The organism is Pseudotamlana haliotis, from assembly GCF_008806375.1.
Lineage (GTDB): Bacteria > Bacteroidota > Bacteroidia > Flavobacteriales > Flavobacteriaceae > Pseudotamlana > Pseudotamlana haliotis.
In genome coordinates, this window is the sequence record NZ_WAAT01000042.1 from 43,235 (window position 1) to 64,380 (window position 21,146).

At 34.6% G+C, this 21,146-nt stretch carries 24 protein-coding genes and 2 tRNA genes; 7 read left to right on the forward strand and 19 right to left on the reverse strand.

The genetic code is table 11. The annotated features are described in order from the left end of the window. Positions 1 to 105: 105 nt before the first annotated feature. Positions 106 to 187, reverse strand: a tRNA-Leu gene (locus F6U93_RS08435). A 101-nt stretch (positions 188 to 288) separates the two neighbouring features. Here F6U93_RS08435 and F6U93_RS08440 point away from each other — a divergent pair. Continuing rightward, positions 289 to 1,677 carry a dipeptidase gene (locus F6U93_RS08440; protein ID WP_150938781.1) on the forward strand — a complete coding sequence of 463 codons (1,389 nt, stop codon included), beginning with the start codon at positions 289 to 291 and terminating at the stop codon, positions 1,675 to 1,677. 144 nt (positions 1,678 to 1,821) lie between these two features. Here the strand turns inward: F6U93_RS08440 and F6U93_RS08445 are convergent, their stop codons facing one another. Continuing rightward, positions 1,822 to 2,100 carry a hypothetical protein gene (locus F6U93_RS08445; RefSeq protein WP_150938783.1) on the reverse strand — a complete coding sequence of 93 codons (279 nt, stop codon included), beginning with the start codon at positions 2,098 to 2,100 and terminating at the stop codon, positions 1,822 to 1,824. A 228-nt stretch (positions 2,101 to 2,328) separates the two neighbouring features. Here F6U93_RS08445 and F6U93_RS08450 point away from each other — a divergent pair, with 228 nt between their 5' ends. From F6U93_RS08450 to F6U93_RS08460, 3 genes are all read left to right on the forward strand, one after another. Further along, entirely contained in the window at positions 2,329 to 2,760 is a 432-nt protein-coding gene (locus F6U93_RS08450; protein ID WP_150938785.1) for a YybH family protein, read from the forward strand. A gap of 27 nt (positions 2,761 to 2,787) precedes the next feature. Next, positions 2,788 to 3,366 (forward strand): Crp/Fnr family transcriptional regulator, encoded by a 579-nt coding sequence (locus F6U93_RS08455; RefSeq protein WP_150938787.1) that lies wholly within the window; start codon positions 2,788 to 2,790, stop codon positions 3,364 to 3,366. Between the two features lie 65 nt (positions 3,367 to 3,431). Then, a complete protein-coding gene (locus F6U93_RS08460) occupies positions 3,432 to 4,013 on the forward strand; it encodes an NAD(P)H-dependent oxidoreductase (RefSeq protein WP_150938789.1) in 582 nt (193 codons plus the stop codon). 18 nt (positions 4,014 to 4,031) lie between these two features. Here F6U93_RS08460 and F6U93_RS08465 read toward each other — a convergent pair whose 3' ends face one another. The 7 genes from F6U93_RS08465 to F6U93_RS08495 all read right to left on the reverse strand — a co-directional run bounded on the left by F6U93_RS08465 (position 4,032) and on the right by F6U93_RS08495 (position 9,129). Then, positions 4,032 to 4,610 carry a PhnA domain-containing protein gene (locus F6U93_RS08465; RefSeq protein ID WP_150938791.1) on the reverse strand — a complete coding sequence of 193 codons (579 nt, stop codon included), beginning with the start codon at positions 4,608 to 4,610 and terminating at the stop codon, positions 4,032 to 4,034. Between the two features lie 79 nt (positions 4,611 to 4,689). Beyond that, positions 4,690 to 5,511 (reverse strand): hypothetical protein, encoded by an 822-nt coding sequence (locus tag F6U93_RS08470; protein WP_150938794.1) that lies wholly within the window; start codon positions 5,509 to 5,511, stop codon positions 4,690 to 4,692. Between the two features lie 118 nt (positions 5,512 to 5,629). Continuing rightward, the gene (locus tag F6U93_RS08475; protein WP_150938796.1) at positions 5,630 to 5,998 is read right to left on the reverse strand and encodes an MmcQ/YjbR family DNA-binding protein; all 369 of its coding nucleotides are present in this window, start codon (positions 5,996 to 5,998) and stop codon (positions 5,630 to 5,632) included. A gap of 17 nt (positions 5,999 to 6,015) precedes the next feature. Continuing rightward, the gene (locus F6U93_RS08480) at positions 6,016 to 6,765 is read right to left on the reverse strand and encodes a cyclase family protein (protein ID WP_150938798.1); all 750 of its coding nucleotides are present in this window, start codon (positions 6,763 to 6,765) and stop codon (positions 6,016 to 6,018) included. 12 nt (positions 6,766 to 6,777) lie between these two features. Then, positions 6,778 to 7,929 carry a radical SAM family heme chaperone HemW gene (gene hemW, locus F6U93_RS08485; protein WP_150938800.1) on the reverse strand — a complete coding sequence of 384 codons (1,152 nt, stop codon included), beginning with the start codon at positions 7,927 to 7,929 and terminating at the stop codon, positions 6,778 to 6,780. A 13-nt stretch (positions 7,930 to 7,942) separates the two neighbouring features. Next, positions 7,943 to 8,491, reverse strand: a complete 549-nt coding sequence (gene ruvC, locus F6U93_RS08490; protein ID WP_150938802.1) for a crossover junction endodeoxyribonuclease RuvC — start codon at positions 8,489 to 8,491, stop codon at positions 7,943 to 7,945. Next, entirely contained in the window at positions 8,491 to 9,129 is a 639-nt protein-coding gene (locus F6U93_RS08495; RefSeq protein ID WP_150938804.1) for a cell envelope biogenesis protein OmpA, read from the reverse strand. Before F6U93_RS08495 ends, ruvC begins: the two co-directional genes overlap by 1 nt. A gap of 71 nt (positions 9,130 to 9,200) precedes the next feature. Between F6U93_RS08495 and F6U93_RS08500 the strand changes: the two genes are divergently transcribed. Both F6U93_RS08500 and F6U93_RS08505 read left to right on the forward strand, forming a co-directional pair. Then, the gene (locus F6U93_RS08500; protein ID WP_225312624.1) at positions 9,201 to 10,127 is read left to right on the forward strand and encodes a lysylphosphatidylglycerol synthase domain-containing protein; all 927 of its coding nucleotides are present in this window, start codon (positions 9,201 to 9,203) and stop codon (positions 10,125 to 10,127) included. Beyond that, positions 10,127 to 11,251 carry a glycosyltransferase family 2 protein gene (locus tag F6U93_RS08505; RefSeq protein ID WP_150938807.1) on the forward strand — a complete coding sequence of 375 codons (1,125 nt, stop codon included), beginning with the start codon at positions 10,127 to 10,129 and terminating at the stop codon, positions 11,249 to 11,251. The genes F6U93_RS08500 and F6U93_RS08505 overlap by 1 nt, the downstream gene beginning before the upstream one ends. On the opposite strand, the gene F6U93_RS08510 is transcribed toward F6U93_RS08505, so the two are convergent. The 6 genes from F6U93_RS08510 to F6U93_RS08525 form a co-directional block, all read right to left on the reverse strand. Next, positions 11,252 to 11,728, reverse strand: a complete 477-nt coding sequence (locus tag F6U93_RS08510) for a hypothetical protein (protein ID WP_150938809.1) — start codon at positions 11,726 to 11,728, stop codon at positions 11,252 to 11,254. 380 nt (positions 11,729 to 12,108) lie between these two features. Then, positions 12,109 to 12,783: a response regulator gene (locus F6U93_RS08515; RefSeq protein WP_150938811.1), complete on the reverse strand. Its 675-nt coding sequence runs from the start codon at positions 12,781 to 12,783 to the stop codon at positions 12,109 to 12,111. Between the two features lie 9 nt (positions 12,784 to 12,792). Further along, positions 12,793 to 14,781, reverse strand: coding sequence for an ATP-binding protein (locus tag F6U93_RS08520; protein WP_191963477.1), 1,989 nt, complete (start codon positions 14,779 to 14,781; stop codon positions 12,793 to 12,795). A 142-nt stretch (positions 14,782 to 14,923) separates the two neighbouring features. Then, positions 14,924 to 15,070, reverse strand: a complete 147-nt coding sequence (locus F6U93_RS14635) for a hypothetical protein (protein WP_191963478.1) — start codon at positions 15,068 to 15,070, stop codon at positions 14,924 to 14,926. A 20-nt stretch (positions 15,071 to 15,090) separates the two neighbouring features. After that, positions 15,091 to 15,237, reverse strand: a complete 147-nt coding sequence (locus F6U93_RS14640; RefSeq protein WP_191963479.1) for a hypothetical protein — start codon at positions 15,235 to 15,237, stop codon at positions 15,091 to 15,093. Positions 15,238 to 15,546: 309 nt separating this feature from the next. Continuing rightward, positions 15,547 to 16,548, reverse strand: a complete 1,002-nt coding sequence (locus F6U93_RS08525; protein ID WP_150938815.1) for a LacI family DNA-binding transcriptional regulator — start codon at positions 16,546 to 16,548, stop codon at positions 15,547 to 15,549. A 253-nt stretch (positions 16,549 to 16,801) separates the two neighbouring features. On the opposite strand from F6U93_RS08525, the gene F6U93_RS08530 reads away from it, so the two are divergent. Continuing rightward, entirely contained in the window at positions 16,802 to 17,947 is a 1,146-nt protein-coding gene (locus F6U93_RS08530; protein ID WP_150938818.1) for a BamA/TamA family outer membrane protein, read from the forward strand. 193 nt (positions 17,948 to 18,140) lie between these two features. Here the strand turns inward: F6U93_RS08530 and F6U93_RS08535 are convergent. The 4 genes from F6U93_RS08535 to trxA form a co-directional block, all read right to left on the reverse strand. Further along, positions 18,141 to 18,214: transfer RNA gene (locus F6U93_RS08535), tRNA-Asp, on the reverse strand. Positions 18,215 to 18,362: 148 nt separating this feature from the next. Continuing rightward, entirely contained in the window at positions 18,363 to 19,289 is a 927-nt protein-coding gene (locus F6U93_RS08540; protein WP_150938820.1) for a DUF58 domain-containing protein, read from the reverse strand. 147 nt (positions 19,290 to 19,436) lie between these two features. Further along, positions 19,437 to 19,979 (reverse strand): ClpP family protease, encoded by a 543-nt coding sequence (locus F6U93_RS08545; RefSeq protein WP_150938822.1) that lies wholly within the window; start codon positions 19,977 to 19,979, stop codon positions 19,437 to 19,439. Between the two features lie 89 nt (positions 19,980 to 20,068). Beyond that, positions 20,069 to 20,386, reverse strand: a complete 318-nt coding sequence (gene trxA, locus F6U93_RS08550; RefSeq protein ID WP_150938824.1) for a thioredoxin — start codon at positions 20,384 to 20,386, stop codon at positions 20,069 to 20,071. Positions 20,387 to 21,146: the final 760 nt, after the last annotated feature.

Genomic DNA, 21,146 nt, shown 5'->3' on the forward strand with positions numbered 1-21,146 from the left:
GCTTCGAATACATTAAGCAAGTAAAACAGGGGGAGAATTGGGGGAATTTGAAAATAAAAAAAGCCTCAATACTCACAGTATCAAGGCTTTATATTCCTAAAGTTGTGCGGGCGGGGAGACTCGAACTCCCACACCTCGCGGCACTAGATCCTAAGTCTAGCGTGTCTACCAATTCCACCACGCCCGCTAAAGGACTGCAAATATAAACAAGATTTTTAAATTGCAAACTTAATAGCGCTAAAAAAATTCTTTTTTATACTTTTGAATACATCCGAAAAGAAAAATAGCATGAAAAACATACAATCTTATATCACCGAAAACAAAGAACGCTTTTTAAACGAGCTTATTGAGCTGCTTAAAATCCCTTCTATAAGTGCAGATTCAGCATACAAAACAGACACTTTAAAAACAGCCGAAGCCGTTAAAACGAGCCTAGAAAAAGCTGGCTGTGACCATGTAGAAATCTGTGAAACCCCAGGAAATCCTATTGTATATGGCGAAAAAATAATAGACAAAAACCTACCTACAGTTCTAGTTTACGGTCATTACGATGTGCAACCACCAGACCCAATAAATCTGTGGGATTCACCACCTTTCGAACCTGTTATTAAAACTACCGAGAAACATCCTGATGGGGCTATTTTTGCACGTGGCGCTTGTGATGACAAAGGCCAAATGTACATGCATGTTAAAGCTTTAGAATTTATGACTAGCACCAACCAACTACCATGTAATGTAAAATTTATGATAGAAGGCGAAGAAGAAGTAGGCAGTGTCAACCTCGCTCCTTTCGTAAAAAATAACCATGAAAAATTAAAAAACGATGTCATTTTAATTTCCGACACCGGTATGATTGCTAACGACACACCATCAATCACCACAGGTTTACGTGGCTTAAGCTATGTTGAAGTTGAAGTGACTGGCCCAAATCGTGACTTGCACTCTGGATTATACGGTGGCGCGGTAGCTAACCCTATCAATATTTTAGCTAAGATGATTGCCTCTCTTCACGACGAGAACAATCACATTACTATTCCTGGTTTTTATGATAAAGTTGAAGAACTTTCTACGGAAGAACGTGCCGAAATGGCCAAGGCTCCTTTCAATTTAGAAAATTATAAAAAAGCTTTAGATATCGATGCGGTTTACGGCGAAAAAGAATTCTCAACCAACGAGAGAAACTCCATAAGACCAACTTTAGATGTGAATGGTATTTGGGGTGGCTACACCGGTGAAGGCGCTAAAACCGTGATTGCCAGCAAAGCTTATGCTAAAATCTCCATGCGTTTAGTACCAAATCAAGAATGGGAAGACATCACCAATTTATTTCAAAAGCATTTTGAAAACATTGCACCAGAGGGCGTAAAAGTTAAGGTAACGCCTCATCATGGCGGACAAGGTTATGTGACCCCAATAGACAGCATAGGTTATCAAGCCGCATCAAAAGCCTACGAAGACACCTTTGGAAAAACCCCTATACCACAACGTAGCGGAGGAAGTATTCCAATTGTATCCCTTTTTGAACAAGAATTAAAAAGTAAAACCATTTTAATGGGCTTTGGACTAGACAGCGACGCCATACATTCACCCAACGAGCATTTCGGTATTTGGAACTACCTGAAAGGCATAGAAACCATACCAGGGTTTTATAAATATTTTACCGAATTATCTAAATAATTAGGGTGTTACCAGCTTTCACTTTTTTATTAAGCAAAAACTTGTAACGGATAGCCCTAACACAATAAAAAAAACCATATAAGATTAGCTTGAGGCATATAATCTTATATGGTTTTTATTTATAAAACGGTTGAAGCGACTTAATTAAGCAGCAACTTCAGCTTTAAAGTGGTCGTAAAGTTCTTTACAACCATAACCAATAATTGAAAATTGTTTGTTTTTCATCAAAGCTTCAGCATGAAGTTTTGATAAGGCATCAACACCATGTTTATCCATACTTTCAATATCTTTAATACTAATGGTAAGGTTGTCTACAGAATCAAATATGTTATTGAACTCATCTTTGAAAATCTTAACATTGTTTTTGTTTAAAATGCCTTTTACTTTAAAAAAGTTGTTACAGCTGGTAATTTGTAAATCCATGTTAAATGTGTTAAATGGTTAGACGATAAATGAAAACTCATCATAGGGTTGCCAAGTAAAAATAATAAACCAAGGTACTATGCCTACTATTTTTTCGACCAAGGGATTTGAACATCAGACAAAAGGCGATTGCACACACAAATCATCGATGAGTAACCAAATAACTACAAGATTTCATTACATTTACTACATCTTATACGTTACATTTATAACATTTAGATTTCTGAAATGAAAAAGACAATCCTATCTCTATGTCTACTCTGTACATTTACTTGTTTTTCTCAACCTCAAAGCGATGCAGATAAAAAAGCCATATACAAAGTATTAAAAAACCAAAGATTAGCATGGTCTAAAAATAATATTGAAGCATACATGGCTGGTTACTGGAAAAGTGACTCACTTAAATTTTATAGCACAAACGGGGTAACAAAAGGCTGGGAAAACACATTAGAGCGCTACCTCAAAGCCTACCCTACAGAAGATCACACAGGGATATTAAGCTTCAAAATTAACGACATTTCTAAAATTAGTGATGATGCTTATTTCGTGTTAGGTGAATACCATATTAAACGCGAATTAGGAAATGCTGATGGTATCTTTATGCTTGTTTTCAAAAAGATTAACGGCGAATGGAAAATTATTGCTGATACCTCTACTTAAAACTTATAAACACCTTTTCTCAATTCAATGAATCATGATACGTTAAAAAAAGCTTTAGAATCTTTTAACCTACTCACCCCTGCTGAAATTGACGACTTCATACAGGCAACAACCAACAAGCGGCTCAACAAATCTGAATATTTTATTAAAGCCGGTGAAACTTGTAAATCAGTAACTTTTGTTTTGTCTGGGCTTTTACGCTCCTACCACACATCTGATAAAGGAGATGACCTTACCTATTGCATCACCTTTCCAAATAATTTTATGACGGCCTATTCCTCATTTTTAACAAATCAACCTACCCAAGAAAACATACAGGCAATTACAGATACAGAACTACTAAGCATCCCTAAAGATAAAATTGAAAACTTAGCGAAAACGAGCCTAAATTGGCTACACTTTCAAAAAATTATTGCAGAACAGCAATACATTGAATTAGAAAAGAGAATCTTTCTTTTGCAAGGCACCAGTGCTACAAAACGTTATGCAGACTTACTAAAAAACCAACCAAACTACATACAGCACATCCCCTTACAGTATTTAGCTTCTTACTTAGGTGTTTCACAAAGACATTTAAGTCGAATACGCAAAGATTTTCCTTTTTAGACATTTGTCCTAAATAATAGAAAAATCAGGGTGTAATTTTGTCTTTCAATCAAAAAAGATAAAAAATGTCAAAAAAAATACTCATCATAAACGGCCATCCCAATAAGGAAAGTTTAAACTTTGCATTTGCAAAGGCATATAAAAAAGGAGCCATAGGGGCGCATGCCGAGGTTCAAGAAATAATCATTTCAGATTTAAACTTTAATCCAAATCTTGAATCCGGCTTTCAAAAAAGAACCGAATTAGAGCCAGATCTTTTAGCTTCTTGGGAAAAAATCAAGTGGGCAGACCACTTGGTTTGGATACATCCTGTTTGGTGGGGAGGGTTACCAGCACTTCTCAAAGGATTTATAGACAGGTTGTTTTTACCAGGTTTCACTTTTCAATATAAAGAAAACTCTATGTTTTGGGATAAATTATTAAAAGGAAAAACGTCTCACATTATCACCACACTCGATCAACCCAGCTGGTATTACAGACTCTTTTATGGAAGACCAAGTGTAAACCAACTAAAAAAATCAACCTTAAAATTTTGCGGCATTAATTCTGTTAAAGTGTCCTATTTCGGTATTATTAAAAATTCAGATATTGTTTTGAGGCAAAAATGGATCGCTAAAGTGGAAAAGTTAGGCAGGCAACTAAAATAAAACACCACCCTAAAACCACTACAACTTCTTTACATAATCAGTAATTATCACAATCTGCTGTGCGCCAACTTTACCCTCAATGTATTTGTCGTTTTCACGATCTAAACGAATGTTTCTAACTGCCGTACCTTGTTTAGCCACTAAACTAGATCCTTTAACTTTAAGGTCTTTAATAAGCACAACCGAATCGCCGTTATCTAAAACAACACCGTTTACATCACGATGTATAATTTTATTAGCCTCATCCTCATGCTCGCCAGTTGCTCGGGCTAAAGCCAGTGCTTCGTCATCTAAATACATCATATCAACCAAATCTTTTGGCCAACCTTCATTTCGTAAACGTTGCAACATACGCCAAGCCATAATTTGCACAGCCACATGCTCATTCCACATGCTATCGTTTAAACAACGCCAGTGGTTGGGGTCCATATCTACGCGCTCTTCAATTTGGTCCAAACAGGTTTTACAAACCAAAACATCATTAGCCACATTTTCATTTAATGATGGCGGAATGGTATACTGTGATAAATCATCGTTTGCTGCACATAACTCGCAGGTAGAGTTACTTCGTTCTTGCAATGTTTGTAAAACGCTCATAGGTATAACAATTTAGACTGTAAAAATACAGCTAAATAAAACCTTCAGCAAATTTAACCTCAGTCAACCTATCAAATAACTACTTAGAAAGTCCTGACACAAAAGTATACACATTATCTGTATGCGTACCAACAAAATACTTACGAACCATTTCTTGGTGTTTTTCCAAGGCAGCATCACTTTGCCATACGTTCTTTTCTAATTCACGAAGGTTTTGAAACATTTTATCTAAATCAGAAATAGACGACAAAAAATAAGCGTTTTTCAATTCACTTCCATTAGCACCCCAAGCATGTCTATAAGTGAAAAATCCCTTTATTAAGTTGTTATCTTTTACCATTTTATCAAAATCATCTTGTAGTACACCTATAACTTCCTCTGTTTTACCATCTTCAGGAAAAGTTAAATATTGCGTACGCACATAACAAACCATATCATGCGACCAATCTTTGATTTCTTTCATAATAGGAAGCACAGAATAAATCTCGTCTGAATGATCATGACTGTAAAATGAGCGCTGCTTTTTCTTAAATTCTTTGAGTTTTTGTTCATTTCCCCAAGCAGCCTTTTCTAATTCAAGATTTCGCTGTGCTGCTTTTTCAATAGCCATCCATGAGCCATAAACTCGCACCAATATTAATTCACCACTGCTTCCAGACAACTGAGGTTTATAAAAAGAAGAGGCTAATATGTACTCGTTCTTTTTAATTACTTTTTCTAAATACTCTTGTTCTATGGCTTTCCATTCATCCATATCAATATTGGTCTTATCTTGATTCCAACTCAGGGTAGTAGAAGTCATGTACTTTGGTGTTTGCGTCGATTGGGCTAAAACGGTTTCGGAGTAAAACAACATGAGCAGAACTGCCATGCATGTTAAGCTGTTTTTAATAGTTTTCATAATCCATCTAAAATTAAAGTTAATAAATACGACTTTAAGATATGGGGCGATGATTACACTATTAATAAGGTTTTGATTTTCAGAGAGATACTAAAGATACAACAAATATTCTTCGGTTTTATAAACTCTTCAAGTTTGTTTGCATTTTTTTAGTCATTCCTTGTACTACCATGTCGTAAGAATGATCTATTAATGATTTTATGAGTTCGGGATTTAAACCACCTTCATTGAGATATAAGGTATTCCAATGTTTTTTATTCATATGATAACCAGCACGAATACTTGGGTACGATTCCCGCAGTTCTAAAGCATATTCAGGTTTAGCCTTTAAGTTTATTGCTGCTTCACCTTCTTCCCATTTTTTTAATGAAATTAAAGCGTACATTTTACCTAATATTTTAAACACTAAAGTGTGTTCATCAAAAGGAAAATCTTCTGTAACACCTTTTTTGTTTAAGCAATAGCTTCTAATTTGTTCTATATCCATGATAACCCTTGTTTTATTTAACTCATTACATTATACAAAATAGGTTTGCTAGGACTTGCATCATTTTCAAAAGGAGCTATTTGTAAATTTAAAAAGTACTCGCCATCTTTAACATGGTTTGGCACATAAATAAACTCAGTTATGGTTGCATCTAAACGCAATTTTCCGCTGGTATTCCAAAAAGCATTGTGAGCCAAAAGCAAACATTCATCCTTTTCTTTATCAACACTTGGCACATCTACCAAGAGATGTTTAATTCCTTTTTCTCTTAGATAAATTGCAGCATCTTCCAACATATAAGTAGGGTTAGTATGAGAGTAATGTGCTGACAGTTTCTCCTTTGTATTGGGGATGGTACGTATCACTACAGCATCACGTTTTTTGTTCCCTAAGGCAAACTTGAGCTGCTTTTTAGAAATCACAAAATCACCATTTAACCGCTCTGGAGCTACAGTTATTACTTCTGCTAAAAAGAAAAATGTACACAACTGCTGGTTTATGGAATGTACTTTTTCTGTTATATGACCTACACATTCCGTGTGTGTTCCGTGGGCATGCGGATTAAAACTAATCGTATTAAAATTAATACAGGCCCCATCCTTCACCGAAATTTTCTGATCACCATCTTCAACTGGTTCGATGATAGGCGCATCAACATACCAGGCACGCACATTTTCTTCTGAAGCCCGTAGCGGAATAGAAATATCAATAGGTTTGTTTAAATTTATCTGAAGTTTTCGGGAGTTGTATTGGATTGTAGCATTCATATCCAAATATAATCAAATCATAAACAGTTCTGAAGCAATTCCATCAATTAAAAATTTGCCTTTTTGTGTGGCTTTTAGTCGTTGTATCGGTTTGTTTAGCTCGTTAACATCGTTGGAAACAACTAACAGGCCCTCCTTAATAAAGTTTTTGGATTGTTTTTTCAAATGCATAAGAAAATCAACTCCAAATTCAGTTTCAACACGATTTAGCGCTACACCCCAAATGGTTCGTAAACCCGTCATCATATACTCGTTAAACCGATCTTCTTGAGATAAATTCTCACTGGTATTTGGTAAAACCCCATTTTCGATACCTGCAATGTATTTGGTGTTATTAGAAACATTCCAAAAGCGCTTATTATCAAAAAAAGAATGCGCCGATGGCCCAATACCCAAATAGGGCTTCCCTTGCCAGTAACTTGTATTATGCTTTGAAAAATATTGAGGCTTCCCAAAATTTGATATTTCATAGTGCACAAAACCTGCTGCTTCGGTACGTTTTACCAAATGATTAAAATGCGCTAAGGCTAAATCTTCATCGATAGGCGGAAACACCACCTTTTGAACAAAGGTCGCTAAGGCTGTTTTCGGCTCGATGGTTAAGGCGTAACTTGAAATATGATTCACCCCAAACTGAAAAGCTTGCTCTAAATTAGCGTTCCACTTTTCTAAACTCATATTTGGAATCCCGTAAATTAAATCGATAGTAATATTATCAAAATAACGCGTAGCTTCTTCCAAGCAAGCCTTCGCTTCATTGGCATTATGCGCACGATTCATGGTTTTTAAATCATCTTCAAAAAAAGATTGAATGCCTATACTCAATCTGTTTATAGGCGACTTAGCCAGTTCCTGGATGCTATTTTTGGTTAAATCATCTGGATTGGCCTCAAGTGTGATTTCAGGCTGTTTAATAACCGTATAATTTTTATAAACCGTTTCTATAAGCAACTGAAGCTCATCATTTGATAATAAACTGGGGGTACCACCACCAAAATAAATGGTTTCAATGGTTTCATTCTGAAAAACCTTCTGCTGGATTTCAAGTTCCTTGACTAAGGCCAGAATGAGCTCATCTTTCTTTTTTAAGGATGTTGAAAAGTGAAAATCACAGTAAAAACAAGCCTGTTTACAAAACGGAATGTGAATATAAATACCAGCCATGAGCTTATGGAGATTAACCTATTTTATTAGGATTCTTCTTTACAAAAGCATCCCAACCTGAGTAGCTTTTCCCCACAGTCACACGACCTGAGTTGTAGAAGTGACACACCGCTGCAGCAAGCCCATCGGTAGAATCTAAGTTTTTAGGTAAGGTTTTAAGCCCTAGTAAACTTTGAAGCATTTTAGCCACTTGCTCTTTACTCGCATTTCCGTTACCGGTAATGGCCATTTTTATTTTTTTAGGTAAGTATTCGGTAATCGGAATTTCGCGACTTAAACCCGCAGCCATAGCCACACCTTGGGCACGACCTAGTTTAAGCATACTTTGTACATTTTTACCGAAAAAAGGGGCTTCAATAGCGATTTCATCTGGATTGTGTGTATCGATAAGCTCGATGGTACGCTCGAAAATAAGTTTTAATTTGATGTAATGGTCGCTGTACTTTTTTAAATCCAACTCATTGAGCTGCAAAAAGTGCATGTTTTTACCCACCACTTTTATAAGTCCGAACCCCATTATAGTGGTTCCAGGATCTATTCCTAAAATTATTCTTTCCTGCATTAATCATTACAATAGTAACAGCCGCTTAGCGAAATAGACGCTCCAATTGTTACAGTTAACATATCACCATTGAAAGCACCAAAACCGTCTGAAGGTTGGTCAAATGCTTTTCCAAAGCCAAAGATATAAGAACCATCCAAATAAATAGATAAAACGTCGTTAATACCGTAGTGAAATTCCATTCCCGCCATGGCGTTGAAAAAGTTTAACTTATTTTCACCATACACATCCAAAGGTCTCACCATTGAATAACCTGGCCCAGCATGTATAAATGTGGCCATACGCGGCGAAAAGCGAATAATATCAGAAGCGTCATAAACCCCTTGTAAATTTAATCGGATGTAGTTGCTTTTAAATGCATTAGAATCCTTATCGTTTGAGAAACGATTATAGCCTAAATCTAATTTAGCACCAAACTTATGAGATAGCATATACTGCAAGCCTAAGTTTATGGTTGGGAAATTTATTGGCTTGGCCTCAAAACCATCAACAAACCCTTGAGCCATCGGGCTATTAATTCCTGTTGCAAATTGTACTTTAAAAGTACTCGTATTATCTTGAGCTTGAGTGAAACCAAACCAAAAAAACAGGATAGCAACTACCCATGAACTCTTAATTTTTTTAAAATAAGCAATCATTACGTAATATTGATTTAATTTGCACCATTATCGTACAGACTCTATCATACAAAACCAAGCACTTCCTTTTTTTGCTTATTAAAATAAGCATAGTTATTGCTGCTCTGTATTTTATATATCAGAAACTAATTAACAATAATACGTTACATTTTTCTGATTTCTACATTATTTTGACCGAAAATAGCAGTTTTTCAGTCAAAATAGTAAGTTTTCTAATCTTTTTATCTGCTTTTAATTGGTTTTTGGAAATTTTAAAGTGGCAAACACTTGTTGCTCCTTTTAAAAAGTTAGCATTGAGAACCGCCACAGAACAGACCCTAGGAGCGCTAACCGCCTCTTTAATGACTCCTAATCGTATTGGGGAATACGGAGCCAAAGCCATGTACTACCAAAGTTCATTTCAAAAGAAAATTGTTTTCATCAACCTTATTAGCAACCTTTTACAATTACTAGCAACCCTTTTTTTTGGCGTTATAGGCTTATTTTTCTTTATAAAAAGTTACAATACCAATCTTAATCTGTTCCGCTTGTCGTTGTATGGTGTTGGTTTATTTGCCATTATTCTACTGGGGGGCTACATTCTTATTAAAGGTAATTTCAGGTATAAAAACTTTTCTCTAGAAAAAATTAGACAGTTTTTAATTGCTTACCCAAAGGACAAGCTTTTCTTTGGATGTTGTCTTTCGTTTTTTCGTTATGCCGTATTTTCATTTCAATTTTATTTCTTACTTCTAATTTTTCAAATTAACCTCTCGTATTTTGAAGCACTTAGCATCATCGCAAGCATGTATTTATTGGCATCAATAGTACCCTCGATATTTATTTTTGATGTGTTTATAAAAGGCGGTATTGCAGTTTATTTATTTTCGTTTGCCCATGTGAACGAGTTGCATATTTTATCAATCATCACGCTTATGTGGCTATTAAACTTTGTAATTCCAAGTCTTTTAGGGAGCTATTATGTGCTTAAGTTCGACTTAAAAAACCGTATTACCTAATGGTTTTAACAGCACTTCTTATCACATTATCTTACCTGATTTTAATTGGTGGTTTTATTTACGGCTTTGATAAAGTGAAAGACTTCAAAGAAAAAAACACAGGTCCTAAAACTCGATTTTCTGTAATTATTCCGTTTAGGAATGAAGCCAATAACTTAGTTCGGCTATTAGCTTCGATTGAGGCTTTAAACTACCCTAAAGACCTTTTCGAAATTATTTTGGTTAACGATGATTCAGAAGATGATTCTGTTGCTATCATCACTTCCTTCAAGGAAAAATATCAAGGAAAACTCAGCGTTATTAACAATCAAAGAAAAAGCGGTTCGCCTAAAAAAGATGCCATAACCTCAGCGATAAACCAAGCACAATACGAATGGATTATCACAACCGATGCTGATTGTGTTTTACCTCAAGGTTGGCTAAAAACTTATGATGCTTTTATTATTGAAAACATTAGTCTTTGTATAGCAGGCCCTGTCACTTATCATTTAGAAAATTCTTTTTTAAATCGTTTTCAGTGGTTGGATATCATGAGCTTACAAGGAGCTACTATTGGTGGTTTCGGACTAAAAAAACCATTTTTATGTAACGGTGCCAACTTAGCCTATACAAAATCTTTGTTCTTAGAATTATCTGGATTTGACGGTAATTCCAACATTGCTAGTGGTGACGACTTGTTTCTTTTAGAAAAAGCCACACATAAATACCCAAAAAAAGTACATTATTTAAAAAGCAGTACTGCCATTGTAAAAACTAACGCTCAACCCCATTGGAAATCGCTTATTTCACAGCGTGTGCGTTGGGCTGCGAAAACAACCGCTTACAAAAACGGTTTTGGAAAATTAACTGGTATACTCGTATTTTTCATGAATTTTTTAGTGGTTCTACTTTCTGTGCTTAGCTTGTTAGAACTTTTTAGTTTTAAAATATTCAGTTTTATTTTAATTGCTAAATGCGGAATAGATTTCTATTTAATTTACAAAACAACTGTGTTTTTTAATCAGAAACACCCCTTAAAAAGCTACTTAACAGGCTTTTTAATCTATCCTTTCTTCAGTGTTTACGTGGCCTTGGTTTCGATATTCTCTGACTATAATTGGAAGGGGCGCAGCTTTAATAAGTAACTAGTTTACACTAATAATTAATGGCAACTGAAATTCGGTAGTCACTGGTTGTCCTCGTTTTATTGCGGGATCTATTTCTGGCAACCCTTCTAAACTTCGATTTAAAAGTCTTTCAATGTTAGGGATTTCTTCAACGGTAATGGAGTCTATATTAGCTTGAATTAAGAGCAACTCACCGCTTTTAGATACTTGAAATTCGAGCATAATCGTATCATTGACATCTTGAGTCACGATAATACTTTCTTCTTGTAAATAATTAGTAATGTGATTAGTAAGTGTATTCTGAAAGCAAGTTTTACGTGCTTCTATAGTTTCGGAAGTTTCACAGATAGAAAAACCTGGGTATTCATCAACATCATTCCAATTGAAAGTCTTCAATTCTTCGTTCAAAATGGCTTCTGAAGATGTTTTTTTCACATTAAAGTACTCGCAAGACACGAGCGTAAAAATGAACAGAAAGACAATGGCGTGTTTCATGAATTAAACCGAAAGCCGAAAAATACAATTTTTTTATTCCAATTGTAATTTAAAATGTGATTAAAATAGCCTGCCCCGTTGTTTGGAGTATCATATCGCTTTGAAACTAGCGGCAACAATAACGACACTTTATAAAAAGAAGAACCCTGTGGGTCTCTCACCTCCACAGGGTCATGTAAATTGCTATTATCAACTAAAAAATTGAGGGATTAATTAATTTTCGAATTGTTGATACATCAAAGATAGGTAACAGAATCCTTTTTAAATTGCGGAAAACCCGCAGCAACAGTTATTAAAAAATATATAATACTGATTTTCAGATGATTGTGAGTTTATTTTTTTTATTTTTTTTTAAAAAAATCTTAAATCATAGTGAATTCCTACACAAAGCCCTTTTTACGCGCTTGACTCAATAAGGTTTCATCTTGCCCGTCTTCTACTTCAAAAAGATCACGTAGTTGTTTTTTACGCTTCTCAATAGCACTTAATGAAATACCTAAATGTGATGCTAAATTTTTAGTTTTCACGCCTTGAGATAATAGGTGTAAAATTTTTCTGTTTTTATCATCTATCACGATATCACTGCTAATTGTTCTCCTAATAATACTACTAACCGTAGAACTGTAAACCGTTTCGCCATCTAACACTCTTTGAAACGCAACAGCAAGGTCATTTGAGGTTAAATCACTTTTAATAATAAGACCTTCTGGTTTTATATTTTTAATAATATTATGGATTCTAAACGCTTCATCAAACATCGTTAAGATTATAATTTTCGACTGTGACAGAACCTTTCTAACAAACTCCGCTAAATCTTCACCTGAATTCATGGAGCCGTCTCTTGAAGCTGGTAAGCTAATATCAAGAAACAACACGTCATAATGTAGGTTACTTTTCACCATTTTATTGATTGCAGATAAAGCTTCGTCGCAATTGTTAGCAATATCAATATCTAATTCTTGATTATCGCGTTTTGTAAAAAGCAAAGTATTTTGATACCCCTCAATAATCATGGGGTGATCATCAATCATAAGTAGTTTAATTTTTTCGGTCATAATTTTATGTTAAGATATGGGGACATCTATTTTTACGGTAGTTCCTTCCTCTTTTTGAGAAGATATAGCTAACGTTCCATTTATTTCATTAATTCGAGATTTCATGTTTTTTATTCCGATTCCAGATTTCACTCTATTGACATCAAAACCGGATCCGTTATCGACAATACTCAAACTAACAGCTTTATTTTCTAACTTAAAAATAAACTGAACGTCAGTCGCTTCGGCATGTTTATAAATATTATGAAGTGCTTCTTGAATAATTCTATAAAAGTGAATTTTAATTTTATTAGAAACATCATCCCAATCTATAGCATTTTGCCAGTCAATTGTATAACGCAACCCATAGGTTGCAGTTTGGGTCTCAACCAAGGTTTTAATAATATCTCTAAAACCAGAACCTGAAACAAAATCGGTATTTAATTCATGTGACACTTTTCGAATCTCTTCTTCAATAACTTTTAGTTGATTAATATATTGCCCCCTTGTTCTAATAGCTTCTTCTGTATGTGTCATATTTAAGCTATCTAAACTTAAGCGCGCACCAAATAATTTCCCTAAAACACCATCATGAAGTTCTTCAGAAATGCGTTTCTTTTCCAAGGCTCTAGCATCCTCAACGACTTCATTTTGAGAAAGCATTAAATTATAAATTTCTTCGTTGGTTTCTTGTTGCTTTTGAATGAATTCTAAATCTTTATTTTTATTACGTTGCGCAAATATGATATAAAGTAAAACTGAGGCAACAATAATGACTATTGAAATAATCAATAACCACATACGCTCTTTAGCGATTCTGACATTTTCTTCTTCAATTTCATTGGTTTCAAACTTGATTCTAGCAAACTTATTTCGAGTGACTCTCTCTCTTTTTTGCAAGCTATCATTTAACCGTATATAATGTCGCAAGTGAGTTGCGGCCACCTCGCCTTCTTCTATTTCAGAAAGTAATTTTAAGGACTTTAAAAGATCATCATTGTAGAACTTTTCAGCAATCCGCTTGGCTTCATAAGCATAATACTTGGCAGAATCCTTTAGACTTATTTCGTTATAGTATTCAGCTAAGTGCTGAAGTATAATAATGGAATTGTAACTATCTTTACCCCTGGCCTCACTCAACTTCAGTGCTTTATGATATAACCCCGGCAAAGCACTTCTATCTCCCGACAAGTATAAGGCATGCGCATAGTTATCTAAAACTAAGGCGTGAAAACCAGGTCGCTCTTTAACCAAAATCTCATCATCAAGAATCTCCTTCAGGGTGTTTATGGCTAATTCATATCGCCCTGCTTCTTTTAAAACATTGCCTAAATTATTATTAGATATAGCAATTGAATGTTTATTATTTCCTTTAAGTTTTAATTTTAAAGCAATCGATTTTCTTTGATATTCAATAGATTTATCAAACTGTTCAAGCACATTAAATACCACTCCTAAATTATTGTACAAATAGGCTTTTTTACGAATAACTTCTTTTGAGGGGTGCTCTATTTTATTAAGTAATTTAATACCCTCTATAGAGGTTAACTCGCTCGCTGTATAATCCTTGCTTTCTCTTTGAAGTATGGCTATATCTAGAAGAACATTTGCTGTATTATAATGATCTTTTAAACCTCTATATAATTTTTCAGCTTTATTATTATAATAGTATGCACTGTCATGTATTTTATCAAAATAGTAATATCCTAATTTTTTAGTCATATTAGCCATCAAAGCAGTGTCTTTAATTTTCTGGGCTAGACTCAAATTTTCATGAATATATCTTACAAATAGTGTATCCTTATCGAATTCACCATAAAGTGCAATAAGTTGCTCATTACTTTTCTGCTGAAGGGAATAACTATTAATTTGAGCAGCTAATGCTTTTGCTTTAAGAACTAGCTGCTCTCTATTTTTGAAGTTTCTTTTAGGTGAATCGGCTTTATTTAAATAAGAGAGAATGCTATCAAACTTCTCTTCACTATACATTTGTGCGTAAGAAAAACGTACGCACAACATGATAAACAACAAAAGGAAATAAACCGATCTCACAGATATTCATGGTAAACTTCTCAAATGTATTTATAATTTCTGAATTTATTTTAATTAGAGTACTTTATCAGTTATTAATTATAAAAGCACTTAACGCATTTATTAAAATTTAGCGTTCTCCAATATTACCATCTCTATATAAAACATTAGTCGTATTATCAACCAACACCTCATCTTCGTTTAAACTTGCTTCAATACATGATGTGAAAAGAGCAATAAATACGGCTACTATTAATGTGATTTTTAAAATTTTCATAATTAACTTTTATTTTGATATTAACGCTCCACTTCATTACCTCCTGTGAATAATACTGTATTTGTATCATCTATTAATACATCGTCTTCATGTAAATCTTGTTCTGTACATGAGGTAAATAAGGCTAAAAAAAGTGCTACTAATAATGAGATTTTTAGAATTTTCATTTCTTTTGATTTTTAGGGTTATTATTTTTAACAATTTAATATGACAAATATCTCCATCTTTTTGAATACAAAAATTCAATTTGGAGAGCATAAACAATCTTGAGTTACTTGTAAAAAAAGCAACTAATACGTTAAATAATTTGAGAGACTATGACTAGAAAAAGTCATGAATAAGGTATGGTTTGTTCGTGAATAAAAAAGCAATTTTCACCTCTTTCAGGTCCTAATATAAATACAAATATCTATATGAAGAATATAACCTTGGATTAGACAGTTTTTTATCGATGAAATACACTAAATTTTAACAAATCACAAGGTTGACTTGTTTCTTACTAGGCTGGTTTTCACTATTTTAGTGTGGTAATTTTCCGACTTCGGTGTTTCTTGTAATCGGTTGATGAGTAATTCTGCAGCTTGAGATCCAATGACTTTAGCATGCTGACGAATGGTTGTTAAACGGGGTAAAGTATGATAAGAATCAGACTTACTAGCAAACCCAATTACAGAGATATCTTTTGGCACTTTTAACCCGAAATTTACGGCCATATTCAAGCCAATTATTCCCGAAGAACTATCAGCAGCAACAATACCATCGAGTTGGTTATTCTTTTTAAAGAAAGTTTTTATTTTTTTATGATGATCGTCCTTCTTCTTAATCTTTAAAACCAAAGGCTCCATACCCGCTTCTAGGATTGCTTTATTATAACCGCGTTCACGCAACTTCCCAACGCTTAAATCATTGATATTACTAATAAAACCAATTACCTTTCGGTTTTCGGCCAATAACGTTTTAGTGGCATTATAGGTAGATTCAAAATCATCTACAATCACTTTATCACACATCACATCATAGGCCACACGATCAAACATAACAATAGGCACACCTTGATTAATGGTTCTTTTAAAATGTTCTATTTCACCATCAACCTGAGTTTCTTCTGCCATAGACAAAATAAAACCATCTACACTTCCGCTAGCTAAGAGTTGCAGACTTTCTTTTTCTTTATCTAAAGATTCGTTGGAAATACAGGTTATAATATTGTAGCCGTTTTTGGTGGCTTCTCGCTCGATACCAAAAAGCACTTTAGCCAAGAAATGATTTAAAATATTAGGAATAATAACACCAATGGTTTTGGTTTTATTCTGTTTTAAACTTAAGGCTACTTTATTTGGCTTGTAGTTATATAATTCGGCAAGTTCTTTAACACGTTTTACGGTTTCACCACCAATTTCAGTACTATTATTCAATGCTTTTGAAACCGTAGATATCGATACATTTAACTCTTTAGCTAATTGCTTTAATGTCACCATAAATTATTCTGGAATTATATAACCAATGCAATGTACAAAATAAGTTATTGCTACTAAACATTTATTTTATTGGAGCACACTGCATAAACACAAACTTATTTTCAATCAAACTTACCTTACTATAAACCAGATAAACGCATAAAACTATTATTAAAAAACAACTAAAATTTTATTTTAATTCATAAGCTTAAATAATGTAACTTCCACCTCTTTAACAGAAATCAATGCGCTTTTATTAGTCAAACTGCTAATTATGATTCAAAGAACACTTACCGTACTCTTATTTTTCCTTGTAAGTTTTCTTTACGGGCAATCTGATTCCATCGCTAAAAAGGAGGTGGATACTTCTAAAGCTGAGCCTTCAAAATTTGATAAATTCAACAAAAAAGCAGAAGCTTTTTTTAAAAAATCACCAGTTCCCATTTATTCCCATACACCTGAATCTGGAAATATTTTCGGAATTACAAAATTTAATATTCTATCACTTTCTAAAAAGGATACCATTTCTAAACCTTCAAAACTATCTGAAGTTTTCACCTTTTCATCCAAGGGTCGTATTAACGTATCAGTTTCAACCGATCTTATTTTTAAAGAAAACAACCGTAATGTCATTGCATACGTCAATTATCAAAAACAACCCGATTTTATTTTCGGAATAGGTAATGACGTAAAAAAAGAAGATATAGAAGAAGTACAACTTGAACGCATCAAATTTTTTGCAACTTATTTGTTCCGGTTTAAAAAACATTTTTACATAGGTGTTCCTATTAATTTTTCAAGTTATTTTAACATAGAAACCGAACCCGATAGCTTCCTAATACAAGATGATGTTACTGGTTTAGATGGTGGCATATCAGTTGGTACTGGGCTCGCCTTCTCATACGACACTAGAGGCAACAGGTACAACCCGCAGGGAGGTGCTTATATCATGACTTATATTGTCACCAACCCTAAATTTCTTGGAAGCACCTACCAATATTCAAAATATGAAATTGATGCTAGAAAATATTTTAATCCTTGGTTAAAACACATTATCGCTTTACAAGTCACAACGAGTAACACCCCTGGAAACACGCCTTTTTATGAACTTTCCATGCTTGGTAGTGACAAACAAATGCGTGGTTATTTTAAAGGCGCCTACAGAGATCATGTACTTGTTGATTCTCAAGTAGAATACCGTGCTCCTATTTGGAATATCTTTGGCGCTGTAGCATGGATTGGAACAGGCCGTGTAGCCCATGAATATAAAGACCTCTCTTTAGAAGGATGGAAACTATCATATGGTGGGGGCCTACGTATTAGAGTGGACTCTAAAAACAATACCAACCTCAGAATTGATTATGGGTTTGGACCTCATGGTATCTCAGGCGTTTATTTTGGTTTTGCTGAAGCTTTTTAAAAACCAAATTACAAACCACCCTAAAACAAAAAAGCATCCCCATCTTCTTCACAGAAAAAAGGAAAGCCTTTCATTGGAATACCAAATAGACTTTGGTATTACTACATCCTAGATTTCTCTAGGAACAACACAACCTCGTTATTATTGCCAAAAAAAGCCCTAATTTCTCAGAGCTTTCTTTTTGCAATTTTAGCGGTCTGGACGGGACTCGAACCCGCGACCTTCGCCGTGACAGGGCGACATTCTAACCAGCTGAACTACCAGACCGTTGCGTTATTGCGAGTGCAAAGATACACGCCTTTTTAAATATCACAAACGTTTTTGAAACTTTTTTCAATTAATTTTTAAAGATAACTTAAATTACATTGAAAATCAATCAATTACACCGAAAAAGATTTTAAAAAAAATTTAGTGTTTAAGCGAATTTTTGACGCTCCACCAAATAGGTGGTTAGAATTTGATTAAAATCCTTATTAACATCAGCTTCTACATACTTGATTTTATATTGCGCACACTTTAAACGCAGGTTATTGAAGTAATTTTCAACCGTGGCACTATAATTTTCTTTAACCGAATCGGCATAGAGGTTAATCGACTCTCCGGTTTCAACATCAATAAAACGTTTAGGCGTATTATCAAAATCGAAATCTAACTCCTTCTTCTTGTCCATCACATGAAACAAAATCACTTCATGCTTATTGTATTTTAAATGACGTAAGGCCTCAAAAAGTTTTTCATCGTCTTCCGAAGCTTGAAACATATCGGTAAACAGGAAAATCAAGGAACGTTTATGAATCTTTTCGGCTACTTCATGCAAATACTTATAAGTTTCCGTTTGCTTGTTTACAGGGTTGGAAACCGCAACCTCATCTAAAGTATTTAATAACATCTGGTGATGACGCTCACTCCCCTTCTCCGGAGCATAAAAATCATAAGCATCACTATACACCGTTAGCCCAACAGCATCGCGCTGCTTCTTTAAAATTTGCATTAAAGCCGCCGAAGCCAATACCGAAAAGCCTATTTTATTTAAACGCTCTATTGAAAAAGAGGGCATTTTAGGATAATGCATCGAACTGCTATTATCTATAATCAAGTGGCAACGTAAATTGGTTTCATCGTCATAGCGCTTGGTATAAAGCTTTTCGGTTTTCGCGAATAACTTCCAATCAATATGGCGCGTACTTTCACCTTGGTTATAAATTTTGTGTTCAGCAAATTCTGCCGAAAACCCATGAAACGGACTCTTATGCATTCCAGCAATAAAACCCTCAACCACTTGCTTGGCAAGCAGCTCGAGGTTCTTAAAACCTTTGGCTTTATTTAGTTCGTTTTGTAGCATAAAAAAAGATGCCCCACCTAGCCTCCCCGGGAGGGGAGGAACACGCTTGTGGGATTTGTAATTAAATTTTAATAGACATCAACCTCAATCATTGAATTATTGGAAAAGAGTAAGAGTTCCCCCTTTGGGGGTTAGGAGCCTCGCTTTTTACTTCACACCATCAACAATCCCATAAGCAACAGACTCCTCTGCTCCCATCCAATGGTCGCGGTTAAAATCTTTCATTACTTTATCAAAATCTTGTCCGCAATTATCAGCTAAAATACGAGCACTTAATTCTTTAGTAATAATAATTTCTTTAGCGGTAATTTCTATATCACTGGCTTGACCACGAGCGCCACCACTTGGCTGATGAATCATCACACGCGCATGCGGCTGAATAAAACGTTTTCCTTTTGCTCCTGCCGATAAAATAATCGAACCCATCGACGCGGCAAAACCTGTACAAATTGTAGAAACTTCACTGTTTAAAGCCTTAATACAATCATAAATCGCAAAACCAGAAGTCACATAACCTCCAGGGCTGTTAATATATAATTCAATATCATCTGTACCTAAAGCATCTAAATACATCAAACGGTCAATCACATGCTTAGCCGATTCATCATCCACTTGTCCCCATAAAAACACTTTACGCTGTTCTATAAATTTGCTATCAATAGCATCCTGTACTTTTATTTTATCGCTCATCTTAATTTTTAATTTTGTTCTAAAATAAAAAAAAGGTTCACCATAATGGCAAACCTTTTTAAATTCTTTTATTTATATAGACTTTCAGACTATAATAATGCGTCGATTGCTTCAGTATAAGCTGTTTTAGGCGCTACACCAACTTGTCTTCCAACAACTTCTCCGTTTTGGAACACTAAAACAGTAGGAATATTACGAACACCATACTTAGCTGCAAACTCTTGATTTGCATCTACATCTAGCTTTCCAACAACAGCTTTACCGTCGTATTCACTACTAATTTCTTCAATAATTGGTCCAACCATTCTACAAGGTCCACACCATGCAGCCCAAAAATCAACTAAAACGGGTTTATCACTTTTTAAAACCGTTTCTTCAAACGTCGCATCTGTTATTTCTAATGCCATAATATTTATATTTTAATCTGTTTTACTTCAATATTAAAGTACAAAATTAGTCAAAAAAAACTCTAAAGCTTACAAACCGTCAATTTGTTTTAACTATATCGCTATCAATTCCAACTATAAAAGGCCTTTGGGCGCATAAACCAGGCTATCCGCTATATCTTTTTTGTGTTTAAATTCACGTTTTTCATCAAAGTTCAGCATTAAAGTTTATAAAAACAACCTCCTTCAAGTGCACTTTTCACAAAAAAGGATGCCGCTACTATCCTTTGCGCGGTGCTCGTCTTTAGCAAATCAAGTTCTTCCTAATAAACAAAATACACTTCTCGACTCTGCCCGAAGACCGTGTAAAAACATGAATCAAACCGGTGTTCAAGCGGAGTCGAGAACATTTCTGATAAGAAAAAATCAGTGAAATTTATATCTAAAAATCTCTCGATAATTCTCTGCGAAACCTCAGCTCAGCTCTGTGTTACAACCCCGCAAGAATAATCCCTAAATATAAATAACCAGCAACTAACCTAATTTCTCGTAAAGTCGCGAAGATGTAGATCCAAAAAAATCAGTAATCACTTCTCGACTCCGCTCGAAGACCGTATAAAAACATGAATCAAACCGGTGTTCGAGCGGAGTCGAGAACCTTTCTGACTAGTAAAAAATCAGTGAAATCTGTGTCCAAAAATCCTCCGTGAGTCTCTGCGAAACCTCAGCGCAGCTCTGTATTACAACCTCGCAAGAATAATCCCTAAATATAAATAACCAG